At 76.3% G+C, this 17,792-nt stretch carries 18 protein-coding genes; 8 read left to right on the top strand and 10 right to left on the bottom strand.

Annotated elements, in window-relative coordinates; translation table 11 throughout:
• Positions 1 to 14: 14 nt before the first annotated feature.
• A complete protein-coding gene (locus KPL60_RS15795; RefSeq protein ID WP_062403384.1) occupies positions 15 to 245 on the bottom strand; it encodes a hypothetical protein in 231 nt (76 codons plus the stop codon).
• Between the two features lie 103 nt (positions 246 to 348).
• On the opposite strand from KPL60_RS15795, the gene KPL60_RS15790 reads away from it, so the two are divergent.
• The gene (locus tag KPL60_RS15790; RefSeq protein WP_226366299.1) at positions 349 to 1,056 is read left to right on the top strand and encodes a DUF1990 family protein; all 708 of its coding nucleotides are present in this window, start codon (positions 349 to 351) and stop codon (positions 1,054 to 1,056) included.
• An 11-nt stretch (positions 1,057 to 1,067) separates the two neighbouring features.
• Here KPL60_RS15790 and KPL60_RS15785 read toward each other — a convergent pair whose 3' ends face one another.
• On the bottom strand, positions 1,068 to 1,754 hold the full coding sequence (locus KPL60_RS15785) for a hypothetical protein (RefSeq protein WP_226366298.1): 687 nt from the start codon (positions 1,752 to 1,754) through the stop codon (positions 1,068 to 1,070).
• 146 nt (positions 1,755 to 1,900) lie between these two features.
• On the opposite strand from KPL60_RS15785, the gene KPL60_RS15780 reads away from it, so the two are divergent.
• The 5 genes from KPL60_RS15780 to KPL60_RS15760 all read left to right on the top strand — a co-directional run bounded on the left by KPL60_RS15780 (position 1,901) and on the right by KPL60_RS15760 (position 8,169).
• Positions 1,901 to 2,809: an enoyl-CoA hydratase-related protein gene (locus KPL60_RS15780; RefSeq protein ID WP_226357892.1), complete on the top strand. Its 909-nt coding sequence runs from the start codon at positions 1,901 to 1,903 to the stop codon at positions 2,807 to 2,809.
• Between the two features lie 204 nt (positions 2,810 to 3,013).
• Positions 3,014 to 3,778, top strand: a complete 765-nt coding sequence (erm, locus tag KPL60_RS15775) for a 23S ribosomal RNA methyltransferase Erm (RefSeq protein WP_255656059.1) — start codon at positions 3,014 to 3,016, stop codon at positions 3,776 to 3,778.
• Positions 3,779 to 3,955: 177 nt separating this feature from the next.
• Positions 3,956 to 5,293: an MFS transporter gene (locus KPL60_RS15770; RefSeq protein WP_226366296.1), complete on the top strand. Its 1,338-nt coding sequence runs from the start codon at positions 3,956 to 3,958 to the stop codon at positions 5,291 to 5,293.
• Complete coding sequence (locus KPL60_RS15765) at positions 5,290 to 6,657, top strand: LLM class flavin-dependent oxidoreductase (protein ID WP_178373978.1); 1,368 nt, start codon at positions 5,290 to 5,292, stop codon at positions 6,655 to 6,657. Before KPL60_RS15770 ends, KPL60_RS15765 begins: the two co-directional genes overlap by 4 nt.
• A 237-nt stretch (positions 6,658 to 6,894) precedes the next feature.
• On the top strand, positions 6,895 to 8,169 hold the full coding sequence (locus tag KPL60_RS15760; RefSeq protein ID WP_226366295.1) for a phosphodiester glycosidase family protein: 1,275 nt from the start codon (positions 6,895 to 6,897) through the stop codon (positions 8,167 to 8,169).
• On the opposite strand, the gene KPL60_RS15755 is transcribed toward KPL60_RS15760, so the two are convergent.
• From KPL60_RS15755 to KPL60_RS15735, 5 genes are all read right to left on the bottom strand, one after another.
• Positions 8,127 to 8,777 (bottom strand): TetR/AcrR family transcriptional regulator, encoded by a 651-nt coding sequence (locus KPL60_RS15755; RefSeq protein ID WP_226357887.1) that lies wholly within the window; start codon positions 8,775 to 8,777, stop codon positions 8,127 to 8,129. The genes KPL60_RS15760 and KPL60_RS15755 overlap by 43 nt on opposite strands.
• A 27-nt stretch (positions 8,778 to 8,804) precedes the next feature.
• A complete protein-coding gene (locus KPL60_RS15750) occupies positions 8,805 to 9,854 on the bottom strand; it encodes a PDR/VanB family oxidoreductase (protein ID WP_226366294.1) in 1,050 nt (349 codons plus the stop codon).
• A complete protein-coding gene (locus KPL60_RS15745) occupies positions 9,851 to 10,777 on the bottom strand; it encodes a metal-dependent hydrolase (RefSeq protein ID WP_226357885.1) in 927 nt (308 codons plus the stop codon). Before KPL60_RS15745 ends, KPL60_RS15750 begins: the two co-directional genes overlap by 4 nt.
• 26 nt (positions 10,778 to 10,803) lie before the next feature.
• The gene (locus KPL60_RS15740) at positions 10,804 to 12,591 is read right to left on the bottom strand and encodes an SDR family oxidoreductase (RefSeq protein WP_226366293.1); all 1,788 of its coding nucleotides are present in this window, start codon (positions 12,589 to 12,591) and stop codon (positions 10,804 to 10,806) included.
• A gap of 63 nt (positions 12,592 to 12,654) precedes the next feature.
• A complete protein-coding gene (locus KPL60_RS15735) occupies positions 12,655 to 13,221 on the bottom strand; it encodes a hypothetical protein (protein ID WP_226366292.1) in 567 nt (188 codons plus the stop codon).
• A 130-nt stretch (positions 13,222 to 13,351) separates the two neighbouring features.
• Between KPL60_RS15735 and KPL60_RS15730 the strand changes: the two genes are divergently transcribed.
• Positions 13,352 to 14,242, top strand: coding sequence for an alpha/beta fold hydrolase (locus KPL60_RS15730; protein WP_226366291.1), 891 nt, complete (start codon positions 13,352 to 13,354; stop codon positions 14,240 to 14,242).
• A 9-nt stretch (positions 14,243 to 14,251) separates the two neighbouring features.
• Entirely contained in the window at positions 14,252 to 15,055 is an 804-nt protein-coding gene (locus KPL60_RS15725) for a crotonase/enoyl-CoA hydratase family protein (RefSeq protein WP_226357881.1), read from the top strand.
• A 1-nt stretch (position 15,056) separates the two neighbouring features.
• Here the strand turns inward: KPL60_RS15725 and KPL60_RS15720 are convergent, their stop codons facing one another.
• The 3 genes from KPL60_RS15720 to KPL60_RS15710 all read right to left on the bottom strand — a co-directional run bounded on the left by KPL60_RS15720 (position 15,057) and on the right by KPL60_RS15710 (position 17,537).
• Positions 15,057 to 16,325, bottom strand: coding sequence for an Nramp family divalent metal transporter (locus KPL60_RS15720; RefSeq protein ID WP_226357880.1), 1,269 nt, complete (start codon positions 16,323 to 16,325; stop codon positions 15,057 to 15,059).
• 95 nt (positions 16,326 to 16,420) lie between these two features.
• Positions 16,421 to 16,906 (bottom strand): GNAT family N-acetyltransferase, encoded by a 486-nt coding sequence (locus tag KPL60_RS15715; RefSeq protein ID WP_226357879.1) that lies wholly within the window; start codon positions 16,904 to 16,906, stop codon positions 16,421 to 16,423.
• A gap of 4 nt (positions 16,907 to 16,910) precedes the next feature.
• Positions 16,911 to 17,537 (bottom strand): YigZ family protein, encoded by a 627-nt coding sequence (locus KPL60_RS15710; protein ID WP_226366290.1) that lies wholly within the window; start codon positions 17,535 to 17,537, stop codon positions 16,911 to 16,913.
• Positions 17,538 to 17,792: the final 255 nt, after the last annotated feature.

Raw genomic sequence — 17,792 nt, 5'->3', positions numbered from 1 at the left:
GGGGGCGGGGCGCTTCAGGACCGACGGCCCTTCTCCTCGCGCCGCATCGAGTCGCCGATCAGCCAGAACATCGACGGCCACAGGCCGACGAAGACCGCGCGGCGTTCGGCGTTGCCGCGCTCGTCCTGGTCCACGGTCTTCGCGCGCAGCCACAGCGCGATGGAGAAGCCCACCGAGCCGAGGGAGAACCACTGGAGCTGGGCACCGCGCAACCCGACCCGGTGCAGGACACGTCCGACCGTCATGGCGGTCCCTTCCCCGCTCCCGGCGGATGTAATCCCGCACAGGGGGTATGTCTACGTGGTGCGGACTCCTAGGACGGCCACGACGAGCGATCGGTCCACCCCGGTGACGGGTGACCGGCGGTCCCGGCGGGTGTCGGCGGTGCTGCGCTGGCCGGTGGGCCTGGCGCTGGTGTCGTGGCGCTACTTCTGGCGCACCACACCGATCCACCGCAGCGACGTCGTCGGGGACCTGGGGGACCTGCCGCCCGCCTCGCCGCAGGGCGCCGAGGGCGACGACGTCCAGCGCCCCTCGGACGGGTACGGCACCCTGCTGCACCGGCGCTACACCGTGCGCATCCGCGGGTCCCGGCTCGGCCCCGAGGAGCTCATGACGCGCCTCGCCGCGGACCCCGACCGCTGGTCACCGGAGTTCGCGGTGTTCCGCCGCACCCACGGCGAGCCCGGCGGGATGACCGTCGGCGACGAGTTCCTGATCCGCATGCCCGGCCCGTGGGACGGCCCGGTGCGGGTGGCCGCCGCCGGGCCGACCGGGTTCTCCTTCGTCACCCTCGACGGGCACCTGGAGGCCGGCCGGATCGACTTCCGCACCCGTCGCGACCCGGACCACCCGGAGATGCTGCGCTTCGACATCGAGTCCTGGGCGCGGCCCGGGGACCGGCTGTCGCACGTGCTCTACAACACCCTGCGGGTGGCCAAGGAGGTGCAGTTCAACATGTGGACGCACGCCTGCATCCGGGCGGCCGCCATCGCGGGCGGCCGTCCGGACGGCGGCGTGACGGTGCGCACCCGGCGGTTCGCGACCGCCGGATGACGCGGCGGGCCTCACCGGGCGGCCCGCACCTCGCGGATCATGACGACCCCGAGCCCGGCGACGGCGATCCCGCGCAGCAGCTCCACGTGCAGCCCGCTGAGCACCGGGGCCTCCGGCAGCGGCACGAACAGCAGCAGCGACCCGGCCAGCGCGGCCGCGCCGATCCAGCGCGGCACCCCGGCGGTGCGCATCAGCGCCACACCCATCAGCGCCAGCCCGGCCAGGAAGACCAGCCCGCCGACCATCTGCAGCAGCGCGAAACCGGGGGCGGCGAGGATGCTGCCGTCGTCGGGGACCAGCTCCGGGGCGGCCTGCGCGATCGCGGGCGCCACCAGCCCCTCGACGACGAGGTGGCCCTGCGCGCTCAGCGCGTTGCCCAGGAAGTACAGGCCGAACCCGAGCGTGCCGAGCACACCGGCCCGCGGGGCGAACCAGCCCCAGGCCGCGGGCAGGCCCATCATCAGCGCGAGCGCGCCGGCGTAGATCGACAGCTGCGCCCACGGCGAGCCGGGGGCGAGCAGGGACGCGACGGAGTGGGCGTTCCCGTCGACGACGGGGTGGGCGACGCCACCGGCGAGCGAGAGCACGGCGGAGGCGAGCAGCATCACGCCGCCGCCCACCACCAGGCGTCGCCGGGCGGGGTCGACGGCGGGGACGGCCGGGGCGGTGGGGGTTGTGGGGGCGTCCTGCAGGGTCACGGTGGGTCCTTCCGGAAGGGGCGCGTCCGGTCGGTCCGGCGCGACCCGACCACCGTGCGTCCGGCCGCTTGCAGCCCACTTGCGGACGGGCTGCGGACGCCGCGGGCACTGTCGCCCGGGCGCGGGGCGGGGCAGACTCGCCGATCATGAGCACCGACGCTCCCGCCTTCACCGAGATCTCCTACGACGTCGACGACCGGGTCGCCACGATCACCCTCGACCGCCCGGACCGCCTCAACGCGTTCACCCCGACGATGGCCCGCGAGCTGATCGCCGCCTACGACCGCGCCGACGCCGACGACACCGTCCGCGCGATCGTGCTCACCGGCCGCGGCCGCGGCTTCTGCGCCGGCGCCGACCTGGGCCGCGGCGGGGCGTCGTTCGACCCCACCGACCCGCAGCGCGCCGCCGACCGGGCGGGCGTCGGCACCATCGGCGGCGTCGTCCGCGACGGCGGCGGCACCGTGACCATGCGGATGGCGGCCCTGCGCACCCCGGTGATCGCCGCCGTCAACGGGCCCGCGGTCGGCATCGGGGCGACGATGACGCTGCCCGCCGACATCCGGCTGGCCGGGGCCTCGGCCCGGTTCGGGTTCGTGTTCGCCCGCCGCGGGCTCGTCCCCGAGGCCGCATCGAGCTGGTTCCTGCCGCGCATCGTCGGCGTCTCCCGGGCCATGGAGTGGGCCGCGACCGGCCGGGTGTTCGACGCCGCCGAGGCCCTCGACGGACGCCTGGTCTCCCGTGTCCTGCCCGACGACGAGCTGCTCGGCGCCGCCCGCGCGATCGCCCGCGAGATCGCCGACAACACCTCAGCGGTGTCGGTCGCGCTGACCCGTCAGCTGCTGTGGGGGATGCTCGGCTCACCCACCCCGTGGGACGCCCACCGCGCCGACTCGGCCGCGATCGCGCACCTCGGGCAGGGCCGCGACGTCGCCGAGGGTGTCACCTCGTTCCTGGAGAAGCGCCCGCCCGCCTTCCCCGACACCGTCACCGACGACTACCCCGGTCACGTCCTGCCGCACTGGCCCGCGCCGCCCGCCGACCTGACGGACTGAAATCCGGGTGCGCCGGCGACCCCGGCGCCCCTACCGTCGCCCCGTGGCCTCGATACGCCTGCGCGTCGCCCGACGGCGGCGCCACACCTGATCCCTGCCGATCTCCTGGCGCCGCCGTCCGAGCAGCCGGTCCTCGTACCCCTGCCGGGCGGCGCCCCGCCGCGCCCCCGGCTCCCACCCCGGGAGCCTCCTGTGCGATCCCCCCTGCCCCGCCCGCTCGGCCGTCACGAGCACGGTCAGAACTTCCTCGTCGACGCCTCCGTCCCGGCCGCGCTGGCCGCGGTCGTCGCCGGGTACCCGGCCCGGCCGCTGCTGGAGCTGGGCCCCGGCGACGGTGCGCTGACCGCCGCGCTGCTGCGGCTGCCCGGCAGGCCGCTGACCGCGGTCGAACTCGACCCCTACCGGGTGGCCCGGTTGCGGCGGCGGTTCGGCGACGCCGTCACCGTCGTCCACGGCGACCTGCTCGACGCCCGCCTGGACCGGCCCGTCGACGTGGTGTCCAACGTCCCCTACGCCCTGACCACCCCGCTGCTGCGACGCCTGCTTGGCGCCCCGCGCTGGGCCCACGCGCTGCTGCTGGTGCAGTGGGAGGTGGCGCGCAAGCGGGCGGCGGTCGGCGGCACCAGCGCGCTCACCGCCCGCTGGTGGCCGTGGTTCACCTTCACCCTGCACGACCGCGTCCCGGCCCGGGCGTTCCGGCCGGTCCCGGCCGTCGACGGCGGGGTGCTGGAGATCGCCCGCCGCGACGTGCCGCTGCTCGACGCCCGGCCCCGGGATCACCACCGGCTGGTCGACGCGGTGTTCACCGGCCGCGGCCGCGGGGTCGTCGACGTCGTCGGGCGGCGGTTCGGCCGCGCCCTCGCCCGGGACTGGGCGCGCGAGTGCGGGCTCGGGCCGCGGGCGCTGCCGCGCGACCTCGACGCCGGGGCGTGGGTCCGGCTGCACGTCCGGGTGGCCGGGCGGAGGTGACTCCGGTCCCGCTCCGTTGCGCCGGGCGGGGGTCGTCTGTTCGGGTGGGCGGTGTGGAGCACTCGGAGCTGACCCGCCGGCGGTGGCTGGACCACGGCCGCCTGTCGTCGCACGCCTGTCGCTGACCCCGGCCCCGCGCACCGACTCCCCGCTCCGCCTCACCCACCGGCAGGTCCCGTGTCCAGCTCCGCCGTGTCCGATCCCGCCCCGCCGTCCGGCGCCACCCCGCGCCGCGCCGCCGTCGCGAGCCTCGTCGGGACCACCATCGAGTGGTACGACTTCTACCTCTACGCCACCGCCGCGGCGCTGGTGTTCGCCCCGCTGTTCTTCACCGACGCCGACCCGGCGACCGGCGTGCTGGCGTCGTTCGCGACCTACGCCGCCGGGTTCGGGGCGCGGCCGATCGGCGCCGTCGTCGCCGGGCACCTGGGCGACCGGGTCGGCCGCCGTGCCGTCCTGGTCGGGTCGCTGGTGCTGATGGGCGTCGCGACGACGCTCATCGGGCTGCTGCCGACCTATCCGACCGTCGGGCTGCTGGCCCCGGTGCTGCTGGTGGTGCTGCGGCTGGCCCAGGGGCTCGCCGTGGGCGCGGAGTGGGCCGGTGCGGTGCTGATGGCCGTCGAGCACGCCGAGACCGAGCGCCGGCGCGGCCTGTTCGGCAGCTTCCCGCAGATCGGCTCCTCGGCCGGGATGCTGCTCGCGTCGGGCGTCTACACCGCGGTGCTCGCGATCGCGGGCAAGGAGGCGTTCCTCGCCGGGGCCTGGCGGATCCCGTTCCTGCTCAGCGCGGTGCTCGTCGTGGTGGGGCTGGCCATCCGGCTCACCCTCGCCGACCCCGCGGTGTTCACCGCCGCCCGCGACGCCGGGACGCTGTCCCGCCGCCCGGTGCTGGAGGTGCTGCGCACCGACTGGCGCACCGTGCTGCTGACCGTCGGCAGCCGGATCGCCCAGAACTCCGTCTACATCCTGGCGACGACGTTCGCGCTGACCTATCTGGCCCAGGGCGACTCCGGCGCCGCCGAGGGCGCCGGGCTGACCGCGGTGATCATCGCCTCGGCGATCGGGCTGTTCTCGACGCCGCTGTGGGCGGTCCTGTCCGACCGGGTCGGCCGCAAGCCGGTCTACCTGGTCGGCGCGATCGGGGCGCCGCTGTTCCTCGGGGCCTTCTTCCTGCTGCTCGACACCGGGTCCACCGTGCTGGTCGTGGTCGGCATGGTCGTGCTGGTCAACCTCTTCCACGACGCGATGTACGGCCCGCAGGCGGCCTGGTACGGCGAGCTGTTCGACACCCGGCTGCGCTACAGCGGGGCGTCGCTGGGCTACCAGATCGGGTCGGTCATCGGCGGCACCACGCCGCTGGTCGCCACCGCGCTGCTCTATGCGGGCGGCGGGACCCCGTGGCTGATCTGGGGGTACTTCGGGGTGCTGTTCGCGATCTGCATCGTCTCCACCGTCCTGCTCCGCGAGACCCACCGCGGCGGGCTGCGCACCGCCCGGGAGAAGGTGTCGGCATGACCGGCCGCATCCTGCTCAACGCCTTCGACATGGCCTGTGTGGGCCACCAGTCCGCCGGGCTGTGGCGCCACCCGTCCGACGAGGGGCACCGCTACACCGACCTCGACCACTGGACCTCGCTGGCCCGGATGCTGGAGGACGGCGGCTTCGACGCGCTGTTCCTCGCCGACGTCCTCGGCGTCTACGACGTCTACGGCGGCTCCCGCGACGCCGCCGTCCGCGCCGCCGCGCAGGTCCCGCTCGCCGACCCGCTGCTGCTCGTCCCCGCGATGGCGGGGGTGACCTCGCGGCTCGGGTTCGGGGTGACCGTCTCGGTCGCCTACGAGCACCCCTACGCGCTGGCGCGGCGGCTCACCACCCTCGACCACCTCACCCGCGGCCGGGTCGCGTGGAACGTCGTCACGTCCTACCTGGACTCCGCGGCGCGCAACCTCGGCCGGTCCGGGCAGATCCCGCACGACGAGCGCTACGAGCTCGCCGAGGAGTTCCTGGAGGTCTGCTACAAGCTGTGGGAGGGCTCCTGGGACGACGACGCCGTGGTCCGCGACCGTGCCCGCGGCGTGTTCACCGAGCCGGACCGGGTGCACGACATCGCCCACCACGGCCGCTGGTTCGACGTGCCCGGCCCGTTCCTGTCCGAGCCGTCCCCGCAGCGCACCCCGGTGATCTTCCAGGCGGGCGCGTCGCCGCGCGGTGCCCGGTTCGCCGGCACCCACGCCGAGGCCGTGTTCGTGTCCGGCCCGTCGCCCGCGGTGGTCCGCCGCTCGGTCGACGCGGTGCGCGCCGAGGCCGCCCGCGCCGGGCGGGACCCGCGCTCGGTGAAGGTCTTCGCGATGCTCACCGCGATCGCCGGGGAGACCGACGAGGCCGCCCGCGCGACGCTGGCCGAGTACCTGGAGCTGACCGACCCGTCCGCGGCGCTGGCGCTGTTCGGCGGCTGGTCCGGCGTCGACCTGGCCGGGGCGTCGCCGGAGCAGAAGCTCGAGTACGTGCAGACCGACGCGACCCGCTCGGCACTGGCGTCGTTCACCGGGCCGGACCGCGACTGGACGGTGGGGGAGCTCGCGGAGTTCATCACCGTCGGCGGGCGCGGGCCGCTCGTCGTCGGGTCCGGGGCGGGGGTCGCCGACGAGCTGGAGCGCTGGGCCGACGAGGCCGACCTCGACGGCTTCAACCTGGCCTACGCCGTCACCCCGGGGACGATGGCCGACGTCGTCACCCACGTCGTGCCCGAGCTGCGCCGCCGCGGCCGGATGCCCGCCGCCGCCGACGCGGGCGGCCCCACCCTGCGCGAGCGCTACGGCACCGGCGACGGCGCCCGGCTCGCGAAGGACCACCCCGGGGCGGCGCACCGCACGCTCTGACCCCACGCCATGATCACCGGGAGTGGAGCGCGGGGAGCAGTCCCCTCACCCGGCCGCTCCACTCCCGGCGATCATGGTGCCGGCGGTCGCGCTCCGCGGAGCCGGGCCACCCCGCAGGGGGACGTCCCGACCCCGACCGGGTGGCCCTGCACCACCGACGCGTGACGCCCCGCGCCGTCGCCGTACCGCCGTGTTCACCTCGGTCCCGGCCGGGGTGGCGATCGGGGGAGTGCGGGCATGGTGGGGTGGACGGGCAGCCGGGGCGCGGCGGTGGCGGCGGCGGTCGTGATCGGGGTACTGGTACCGGTCACCCAGCAGGCGTCCGCGGCCCCCGCCCGGGAGGCGCACCCCGTCGCGGCCACCGCGCCGGCGGCAGCGTCCGCCGGTCCCGCCGCCGCACCCGCGTCCACCGGACCCGGTGCCGCCCCGGGCCCGGCCGCGGCGCCCGTCGCCCCGGCCCCGCAGGCCCCCGCGATCACCCACCGCGAGGAGCGCGTCGACACCCCGGCCGGGCCGGTGACCGTCGACATCGTCGTCGCCGACCTGAACCGGGCCGAGCTGCGCGCCACCCTGCTCACCGGCGCGACGGTCGGGGAGCGGTCCTCGGTGCCCGCGCACGCCCGGCGCGGCGGCGCCGTCGCCGCGATCAACGGCGACTTCTTCGACCTGGCCCGCAGCAACGCCCCGGCCGGCCCCTCGGTCCGCGACGGCCGGGCACTCACCTCCGCCGTGCCGCCCGGGCGGCGGCTCGCCCCGGGCGTCCCCGGCGCCCAGCAGGGCGACGTCCTCGCGATCGACGACGACGGCACCCCCCGCCTGGACCGGCTCACCCTCGACGCGTCCGCGACCGGGCCGAAGGGCCGCCTGCGGATCGACACCCTCAACGCCTACGCCGTGCCCGTCGGCGGGATCGGGCTGTTCACCTCCGACTGGGCGGGCGACCGGGCCGCCACGCTGTGCGGCAGCGACACCGACCGGGACGCGCCGTGCGCACCGGACCGGGTCGAGGTCGTGGTCCGCGACGGCGCGGTCACCGCCGTCGGCCCGCCCGGCGGGGGCGCGATCCCGGCCGGGGAGCAGGTCCTCGCCGGCCGCGACCAGGGCGCCGCCGCGCTGCGCGGGCTCGCCGTCGGCGACCGGGTCACCGTGCGGCAGGCGCTCACCGCCGCGTCGGGGACCGCGCCGCGCACCGCGGTCGGGGCGTCACCGATCCTGCGCGACGGCACACCCGTCGCCGGGCTGGACGCCCGCTCGCGCGACCCGCGCAGCGCCGCGGGCCTCACCGCGCAGGGACGGCTGATCCTGCTCACCGCCGACGGCCGCGAGTCGACCTCGGTCGGGATCACCCTGGCCGAGACCGCCGAGCAGCTGCGCCGGGCGGGCGCCGTCGACGGCGTCAACCTCGACGGCGGCGGCTCCTCGACGATGGTGTTCCGCGACCAGGTCGTGAACAGCCCGTCCGAGGACGCCTACCGGCTGGTGCCCAACGCGCTCGGCGTCGTGGAGAACTGAGCGTCCGGGTCGCGGGCGACGGTGACCCCGAGCATCGCGAACAGCTGCTCCACCAGCCAGTCCCGCAGCTCGGCGTGGGCGGGCACCCGGCCCGCCTCCAGCCACACCAGCACCGAGCCCTCGACCAGCGCGACCCAGCCGCGCAGGGTCATCAGCTGCAGCGGGGTCGGGTCGGGCACGCCGCCGCGCACGCACAGCAGGTCCACGATGTGGTCGCGCACGCCGTCGACCATGGCGTCGGTCTCCCCGGTGGAGACGACCGAGCCGCTGCGCAGCAGCGCGACGTAGGCCCGCGAGTGCCGGCCGACGACGTCGAGGAACACGTCCAGCGCGTCGGCCAGCTGGGAGTCCAGCGGGCCGTCGGTGGGCAGCGCGACCCGGTCGATGAGCTCCTCGGCGACGCTGCCCAGCGCCGCGACGTGCAGCTCCTCCATCCCGGAGAAGTACCGGTAGAACAGCGCCCGGGACACGTCCGCGGCCCGGGTGACGTCCTCGACGGCCACCTCCTCCGGCGAGCGGGCGCCGTAGAGGTCGAGCGCGGCGGACACGAGCTGTGCGCGGCGGGCCTCGGGCGTCATACGCCGGGGTGGACGTGCGGGTGAGGTCATCACCGACGAGGGTACGGATCCCACGCCTCAGCGCCCGAGATCGACGACGATCGTCCCGTCCGTGGCCCGCCCGACACACAGCGCGGTCAGGCCCGGCCCGGCCGGGTCGCCCACGGTGGTGCCCTCCACGAGCCGGACGTGGCAGGTCCCGCAGAACCCCTGCCGGCAGGAGTACGGCACGTCCGGGCGCAGCTCGCGGACCGCGTCCAGCGCGGTGCGGTCGGCGGGGACCGCGACGTCCGGGCCACCGGCGATCCGGACGGTGAACGGGCGGCCGTCGCGGATCGGGGGCGGGGAGAACCGCTCGGAGTGGAACCGCTGCCCGGCGGGCAGCGCCCGGCGCAGCGACTCGATCATCGGCGGCGGGCCGCAGCAGTAGACGGCGGCGTCGGCCCCGGTCCCGGACAGCAGCTCGGCCGCCGACGGGACACCCTCGACGTCGTCGGGGCGGCGCAGGACCCGGTCCGGGGCCAGCGCGGCGAGTGCGTCCGACAGCGGCATCGACGCCTGGTCCCGGCCGGTGTGCACCAGCCGCCATGGCACCCCGGCGGCGTGCGCGGCCCGGACCATCGGCGCGATCGGGGTGATCCCGATGCCGCCGGCGACGAACAGGTACGACGGCGCCGTGGCCAGCGGGAAGGCGTTGCGCGGGCCGTGCAGCCGCAGCCGCACCCCGGGGCGCAGGGCGTGCATCTCGTGCGAGCCGGTGCCCCCGGGCACCCTCCGTACCGCGATCCGGTACACCGACCGGTCGTCCGGGTCGCCGCACAGCGAGTACTGGCGCATGACCCCCGAGGGCAGCTCGACGTCGACGTGCGCGCCGGGCCGCCAGCCCGGCAGCGGCTCAGCGCCCGCCGGGACGAGGTCGAGCTCGGCGACGTCGGGGCGGGGACGGCGCACGGCGTGCACCTCGACGAGCAGCGTGCGGTCCACCGGGGTGACCGGGCGGCGGCGCCGGGCACCGGCCGTCGCGAGGGTCTGGGTCACCGCGGTGAGCACCGACAGCGCGGTGGCCCCGCGGTTCGGGTGCGGCGGCGGCGCGGTCGAGCCCGTGCCGGGCAGCAGCGCGGGACTCATGCCGCGGACCCCTCGGCCGGGCCGGTGTGGCCCGCCTCGGCGGCGCGGGCGGCGGGGGAGACCGCGAGGTAGGCCACCGCGGCGTCGGTGTCGCCGTGCGCGGCCGGGTGGAACCGCGGGCTCAGGTAGGTCAGGACGGCGCGGGTGAACAGCCACGGCCCGGGCACGAGCCCGCGCCGGGAGTCCCGCAGGTAGTCGCGCAGCCGGGCCCGGCGCTGCGGTGTCCCGCGCAGGTGCGGGTCGCGGGCGCACAGGTGCCGGGTGCCGTCGACCCACAGCTTCGCCAGCGCCGGGCCGGCGACCGCCATCGCCCGGATCCGGCGCAGCCAGCGGCCGTCGAGGTGGGTGTAGAGGTCGTGCGCGACGTTGCGGTGCTCGACCTCCTCGGCGCCGTGCCAGCGCAGCATGTCCAGCATGTGCGGGTCGGCCCCGGCCGCGTCCAGCGCGGCGGAGTCGAGGATCCAGGAGCCGAGGACGGCGGTGAAGTGCTCGATCGCCGCGATCAGCCCGACCCGCTCCACCAGCCACTCCCGGGCCGCGTCGCCGGTCAGGCCGCGGTCGCCGAGCAGCTCCTTGAAGATCCACTCGACCTGCTCGACGAAGCGGGTCACGTCGACGCCCGCCTCGACGAGGTGGTCCAGCGCCCCCTGGTGCGAGGTCGCGTGCACGGCCTCCTGGCCGATGAACCCGCGCACGTCCTCGGCCAGCGCCTCGTCACGGACCATCGGCAGCGCGCGGGAGAAGACCTCCACGAACCAGCGCTCGCCCTCGGGCAGCAGCAGGTGCAGCACGTCGATCAGATGCGAGGCGAACGGCTCGCCGGGGATCCAGTCGGTCCGCAGCTCGGCGAAGTCGAAGTGGACGTCGCGGGCCTGCAGGGCGATGCGGTCGGCGGCCGGGTCACCGGCGGCGGGGCTGTTCACGGCGGTTCTCCTCTCGGACGGGTTTCTCAGCGGGTGCCGTCGACGCGGGCGAGCGCGCGGACGAGGCCGGGGGACAGCCGGGACGCGAGCAGCCCGACGTGTGCCTCGGCGGTGACCGGGGCGATCGGCAGGTCCCGCTCGACGGCGCGGACCAGGCGGGCGGCGACGCGCTGCGGGGTGTACCCGCGCCGGGTGTAGGCGGCCGCGGCGTCGCGACGGCGGGCGGCCTGGGTGGCGTCGTCGGTGCCGGCGAAGCGGGTCGCCCCGGTGATCGGGGTGTCGACGAACCCGGGGCACAGCGCGGTGACCCCGACCCCGGCGCCCGCCAGCTCGGCGCGCAGGCACTGCGACAGCATCAGCACCGCCGCCTTGGTCGTGGCGTAGGCCGGCAGCGAGCGCGACGGCAGGTACGCCGCCGCCGAGGCGGTGTTGACGATCGTGCCGCCCTCGCCGTGCGCGGCGAGCAGCGCGCCGAAGTGCCGGCAGCCGTGCACGACGCCCCACAGGTTCACGTCGACGATCCGCTGCCACTCCTGCGCCGTGGTGTCGGCGAACGACCCGGCGACGGCGATCCCGGCGTTGTTGACGACGAGGTCGGGCACCCCGTGCTCGGCCGCGACCCGCTCGGCGAGGGCGGCGACGGCGGCCTCGTCGGCGACGTCGACGACCGCGGCCACCGCGCGGCCGGGCCCGTGCCGCCGGGTCACCAGGTCGACGGTCTCCGCGGCGCCGGCCTCGGAGACGTCGGCGACGACGACCCGGCCCCCCAGGTCGGCGACCTGGCGGGCGATCTCACGGCCGATCCCGCTGCCCGCCCCGGTGACGACGGCGAGCCCGCCCTCCCAGCGCGACGCCCGGCCCGGCCGTCCCCCGGTGCGGACCAGGGCGGCGCCCCGGGCCCCCGCCCGGGCCAGCGCGGGCGCGGCGGTCCCGCCGCTGCGCTCGGCGACGAGCTCGCGGACACACCGGGCGATCACGCCCGCGCGCTTGCGGACGATCCAGTGCCCGCCGGGCAGGTAGCGGACCCGCAGGTCGGGGGCGAACCCGGCGGCGCTCGTCGCCATCGCGGGGGTGACGTAGGCGTCGCCGAGCGGAGCCAGGATCTGCACCGGGACGTCGGTGCGGCGCGGCTGCGGGCGGCCGAGCCGCCGCGGCAGGTTGCGCCGGTAGAGCTCCAGGCCGTTGACCGCGTCGCGCACCGAGGGGCGGGGGATCCGCTCGGTCCTCGCCACCATCGCGCCGAGCAGCCCGCTGCGGATCATCAGCTCGGGCAGCACCGGCACCCGGAACGCCAGGGTGTACCAGGAGTGCAGCGCCTGGGTGAGCACCGGCCGCAGGTCGCGGAGCCCGCGGCGGCGCAGGAACAGCGCCACGTGGTCCAGGCACGGGCCGGAGATCGAGGTGAACGACGCGACCCGGCCGTCCATCGCCGAGGGGGTGCCGTCCTCGCGCGTGACGGCGTGCCAGGTCTGGATCGAGCCCCAGTCGTGGGCGAGCAGGTGCACCGGGGCGTCGGGGGAGACGGCGTCGGCCACCGTGCGCAGGTCGGCGGCGAGGAGCTCCAGGTCGTAGCCGGCCGGGGCGCCGGGGGCGGCCGAGCCCCCGTGGCCGCGCACGTCGTAGGTGACGACGTGGTGGTCGGCGGCGAGGTCCGCGGCGATGCGGTCCCACACGTGCCGGTCGTCGGGGTAGCCGTGCACCGCGACGACCGTCGGGTGCGACGGGTCGCCCCGTTCCTCCACGACCAGCTCCAGGCCGTCCTGCGTGGTCACCGTCCGGGTGCGGCTCGCGGACTCCACCTCGTTGTGAGACACACCGTCATCGTAGAAAACGTGTCAACAAGGCGCCACCCCTGGCACGATCACCGTGCCGGCGGGTCAGCCCCGGTCGTCGACGGTGGGTGTGGGGTGCGGCGCCCGACCGGCCGCCCACATCGCCCCGACCCGGGCGGCCACCGCGTCGTGCGCGGCCGCGGCCGTGGTCCCCGCGGTGCGGACCCCGGCCAGCGCGTAGAGCAGCTCGCCGTCGGCGCCCAGGTCGAGGTCCAGGACGCCGTGCACCCGGGCGAGCTCCAGCACCAGAGCCGTGGCCGTGGTGCCGGCCGCGGCGGCCGCCCGGCGCAGCGGCCCCTCGTCGGCGCCGGGCAGCGTCCGGGCACCGAGGGCGGCGGCGAGCAGGCCGAGCGCGGCGACGTCGGCCGGTCCGACCGGGACCAGGCACAGGTCCGGGCACGGCCCGGGGCCGTACCCGGGGCGGTGCTGGGCGGCGCGCAGCGGACCGGCCATCCGGCGCCAGCCGCGCACCGCGTCCGCGGTCCCCGCCGGGGCGTCCGCGTCGCGCGCGAGCGACACCAGTGCGCTCCCCAGGCGCCGGTCGGTGCGGTCCCACGCCCCGGGGTCGCGTGGCACGGCCCGCACCACCGTCCCCGTCGCCGTACCGGTCATCGCGCCTCCTCGTCGGCCCCTCGGTGACGCAGGTCGCCCGGCCCCCGCACCCCGTTACCGGGCGTGGTCAGAACTGACGAGGGGCGTAGGTTCGAACGGTCGTCCCCGTCCCACGAACAGAGGTCCCCGCGTGTCCACCGCTCCGCCCACCTGGTTCACCGACGCACTCGCCGAGCCGGGGGAGCCCGGCCGCACCGAGAGCGACGGCGTCGAGGTCCGCTTCCGCAGCTGGGGCACCCCGGGCGGGCCCGGGGTGCTGCTGGTGCACGGCGGCGCGGCGCACCTGCACTGGTGGGACCACATCGCCCCGCTGCTGGCCGAGGGCACGCGTCGGGTCGTGGCGGTCGACCTGTCCGGGCACGGCGACTCCGGGCGGGCACCGTCCTACGACCTGGACCGCTGGGCCGTCGAGCTGCGCGCCGTGATCGACGCCTCGGGCCTCGGCCCCCGGCCGACGCTTATCGGGCACAGCATGGGCGGGTTCGTGACGCTCACCGCGGCCCTGCGCTACGGCGACGAGCTGGCCGGCGCCGTCGCCGTCGACTCCCCGGTCCGGGACCGGTCGCCGGAGGAGCGGGCCGCCCGTGAGCAGCGGGCGTTCGGCCCGGCGAAGGTGCACCCCGACCGCGACGCGCTGATCGCGCGGTTCCGCACCATCCCCGAGCAGCCCGGCGACCTGCCCTACGTGCACCGCCACATCGCCGAGCACAGCATCCGCGCCGTCGACGGCGGCTGGAGCTGGAAGTTCGACCCGGCCATCTTCGCCGGCATCTCGCTGACCCCCGGCGACCTCGGGCGTCCCGGCTGCCGGATCGCGCTGTTCCGAGCCGAGCACGGTCTGGTCCCGGCGGACATGGGGGAGATGGTCGTGGACCGGATGGGCCGGGCGGCGCCGGTCGTCGAGATCCCCGGGGCCGGGCACCACGTGATGATCGACCAGCCGCTGGCCCTGGTGACCGCGCTGCGGACGCTGCTCGCGGACTGGGAGCACTCGGTTCCGGTGGTGGCCCCCGCGATCTAGGGTGGCCCCATGACAGAGCAGTCAGAACTGACTCCTTCCGGACCGGCCGCTTCCGAGGAGGAGGTGCTCGTCGAGCGGCGGGACGGCGTCCTGCTGATCACGATCAACCGGCCCCGCGCCAAGAACGCGCTGAACGAGAACGTCGCGCGCTCGATCGCCGCGGCCGTCGACGAGCTCGACGCCGACCCGGACCTGCGGGTCGGCGTGCTGACCGGGGCGGGCGGGGTGTTCTCGGCCGGGATGGACCTCAAGGCGTTCCTGCGCGGCGAGCGTCCGTCGGTGCCCGGGCGCGGGCTCTGCGGGATCACCCAGGCCCCGCCGGTCACGCCGATGATCGCCGCCGTCGAGGGCTGGGCGCTGGCCGGCGGGTTCGAGATCATGCTGGCCTGCGACCTCGTCGTCGCCGGTCGCGGTGCCCGCTTCGGAGTGCCGGAGGTCAAGCGATCCCTGGTCGCCGCCGCCGGCGGTGCGCTGGAGCTGGCGAACCGGGTGCCCCGGGCGCTGGCGCTGGAGATGCTGCTGACCGGCGACCCGATCGACGCCGCGCGGGCCGAGGCCGCCGGTCTGGTCAACTCCGTCGTCGACGACGGCACCGCGCTGGAGGCCGCGCTGGCGCTGGCCGCGCGGATCGCGGTGAACGGGCCGCTCGGCGTCGCCGCGTCGAAGCGGATCGTGCGGGAGAGCCCGGACTGGGGCGCCGACCGCTGGGAGCGCCACGACGCGATCATCGGCCCGGTCCTGACCTCGGAGGACGCCCGCGAGGGCGCGACCGCGTTCGCCGAGAAGCGCGACCCGGTGTGGCGCGGCCGCTGACTCAGGCGACGAAGGCCTCCCAGATCAGGAAGGCGTTCAGTCCCACCACGACCGCGGCGACGACGACCGCCGCGGCCGTGGTGACGCGGTGGTTGACCAGGTCGCCCATCACCTCGCGGCGGGCGGTCAGCCACACCAGCGGGACCAGGGCGAACGGGATGCCGAACGACAGCACGACCTGGGAGAGCACCAGCGCCTGCGTCGGGTCGATCCCCATGCCCAGCACGAGCAGGGCGGGCGCGAGGGTCAGCAGCCTGCGCAGCAGCAGCGGGATCCGGCGGCGCAGGAACCCGGCCATGATGACCTGCCCGGCGTAGGTCCCCACGCCCGAGGACGCGAACCCCGAGGCGAGCAGCGCGATCGCGAACCCGTACGCGGCGACGGCGTCGAGCTCGGTGCCCAGCCCGGCGAAGATCCCCTCCAGGGTGTCGGTGCCGGGCACGTCGGTCCCGGCGAACAGGGCGGCCGCCACGACCAGCATCGACAGGTTGACCAGCCCGGCCACGCCCATCCCGAGCGCGATGTCGGTGCGCCCGACCCGCAGCAGGAACCGGGTGTCCTCGGGCCCGCGGGCGACCAGGCGGCCCTGGGTCAGGGCGGAGTGCAGGTAGATCACGTGCGGCATCACGGTGGCGCCGAGGATGCCGGTGGCGAGCACCAGCGAGCCGACGCCGTCGAAGCCGGGGACCAGGCCCGCGGCCAGCGCGGGACCGTCGACGTCGGTGCGCACCACGGTGGACACCAGCCCGACCATGATGATCGCGAGCAGGAACACGATCGCCCGCTCGAACGGCCGGTGCCCGCGCGACTGCAGGCCCAGCAGCACGAAGGCGATCACGCCGGTGATCACCCCGCCGGTGAACAGCGGGATCCCGAACAGCAGGTGCAGGGCGACCGCGCCGCCGATCACCTCGGCCAGGTCGGTCGCGATCGCGACGAGCTCGGCCTGGGCCCACATGAACCGGTTCCGCCACGGAGTGAGGTGCTCGCGGCACAGCTCGGGCAGGTTCTTGCCGGTCGCGAGCCCGAGCTTGGCCGAGAGCGACTGGATGAGCATCGCCATCAGGTTGGCGACGACGATCACCCAGACCAGCAGGTAGCCGTAGCCGGCACCGGCGGAGAAGTTCGTTGCGAAGTTGCCCGGGTCGACGTAGGCGACGGCGGCGACGAACGCGGGCCCGAGGACGGCGAGCCTGCCGCGCCAGCCGCGCCGGCGCAGCTGCTCCACGCTGACCGGTGCCGCCGCCGCGGCCGTGCCCGTGCTCGTCATGTGCGCCCCCGCGAGGTGATGAGGTCCGACGAAGACGCAGTGTAGGCACGACTAACTCCGCTGGTACAGAGCTGCAACGGTTCAGGCCGTGCGGCTCACAGGTAGCGGTGCATCACGTGCAGGCCGGTGGTCGCGCCGTCGGGCAGGGTGAAGGCGTCGGGCACCGTGCCGACCGTGGCGAAGCCCAGCGAGTGCCACAGCGCGACCGCGCGGGTGTTGGTCGCCACGACGGCGTTGAACTGCATCGCGGTGTACCCGTCCGCGCGGGCGAGGGCCAGCACGTGCTCGCCGAGCGCGCGGCCGGTGCCGCGCCCGGCCTCGCCCGCGTCGACGGCGAAGCTCGCGGTCGCGACGTGCGAGCCCGGCCCGGGCTGGTTGGGCCCGGTCTTCGCGGTGCCGACGACCCGTCCGTCCCGCATTGCCACGACGACCCGCGCGGGCGGCGGGAGCATCCACATGCGGGTGACCCAGGCGTCGTCGGCGTCGGGCGGGACGGTGTAGGTGCGGCCCTCGGCGAAGATCGGGCGGAGCACGGCGAGGACGGCGGGGAGGTCGTCGTCGGTGGCGGCGCGGATGTGCACGCGCTCAGGGTAGGTAGAGGTCGCGCGGGCCGGCGTCGAGCGCCTCGACGTCGCCGCCGGTGTGGGCGGCGAGCCAGTCGGCGAACTCACCGGTCTCGGCCTCCGGGACGGCGACGGTCAGCGTGACGTCCGTGCCGTGCGTGATCTCGCCCAGCCGGTACGGGGAGTGGCGCAGGTCGTGCTCCAGACGCCCGGCGCGGTCGTGGCCGACGGCGAGCAGCAGCTCCCGGTGCCGGACCCGGCGCAGCTCGCCGACCGCGTCCAGGGCCGCGGTCAGGGCGCCGGAGTAGGCGCGGACCAGCCCGCCCGCGCCGAGCTTCGTCCCGCCGAACCAGCGCGAGACGACGGCGACGACGTCGGTCAGCCCGCGCCGGGTGAGCACCTCCAGCATCGGGACGCCGGCGGTGCCCGAGGGCTCGCCGTCGTCGCTGCTGCGGGCGGTGAGGTCCCCGGTGCCGGGGTCGCCGATGCGCAGCGCGGTGCAGTGGTGGGTGGCGTCCGGACCGGCCCGGCGGACGCGGTCGATCACGGCCTGGGCGGCCCCGACGTCGGCGACCCGGGCGACGGTGCAGAGGAAGCGCGACCGGGCGATCTCGGTCTCCGCGCTCCCGTCGCGGGCGATCACCCGCACGCCGCGACCGGCCTCACACCGTGACCGCGCTCGCGATCGGCGGCGTGTCGGGATCGATTCAGTGCATCCTGGACGTGTCCGGTGACGAGGCCGCCCGCCTCACCCGGCGGGCTCCCTCGTCCACACCAGGCGGTTCCACCGCCGACATCGAAGGGACCCCCACCCATGAGCGACACCCTCCGCGTCCTGCGTTCCGGTCTGACCCGCGTGGCGCGCCGGATCGACGACTACACCCTCGCGGCGTTCAACCCGGTC

It is taken from the genome of Pseudonocardia sp. ICBG162 (assembly GCF_020496225.1).
In the GTDB taxonomy this organism is placed as follows: domain Bacteria; phylum Actinomycetota; class Actinomycetes; order Mycobacteriales; family Pseudonocardiaceae; genus Pseudonocardia; species Pseudonocardia alni.
The sequence above is the reverse complement of the archived record's forward strand: the minus strand, read 5'-3'. Positions and strand labels throughout refer to the sequence as shown.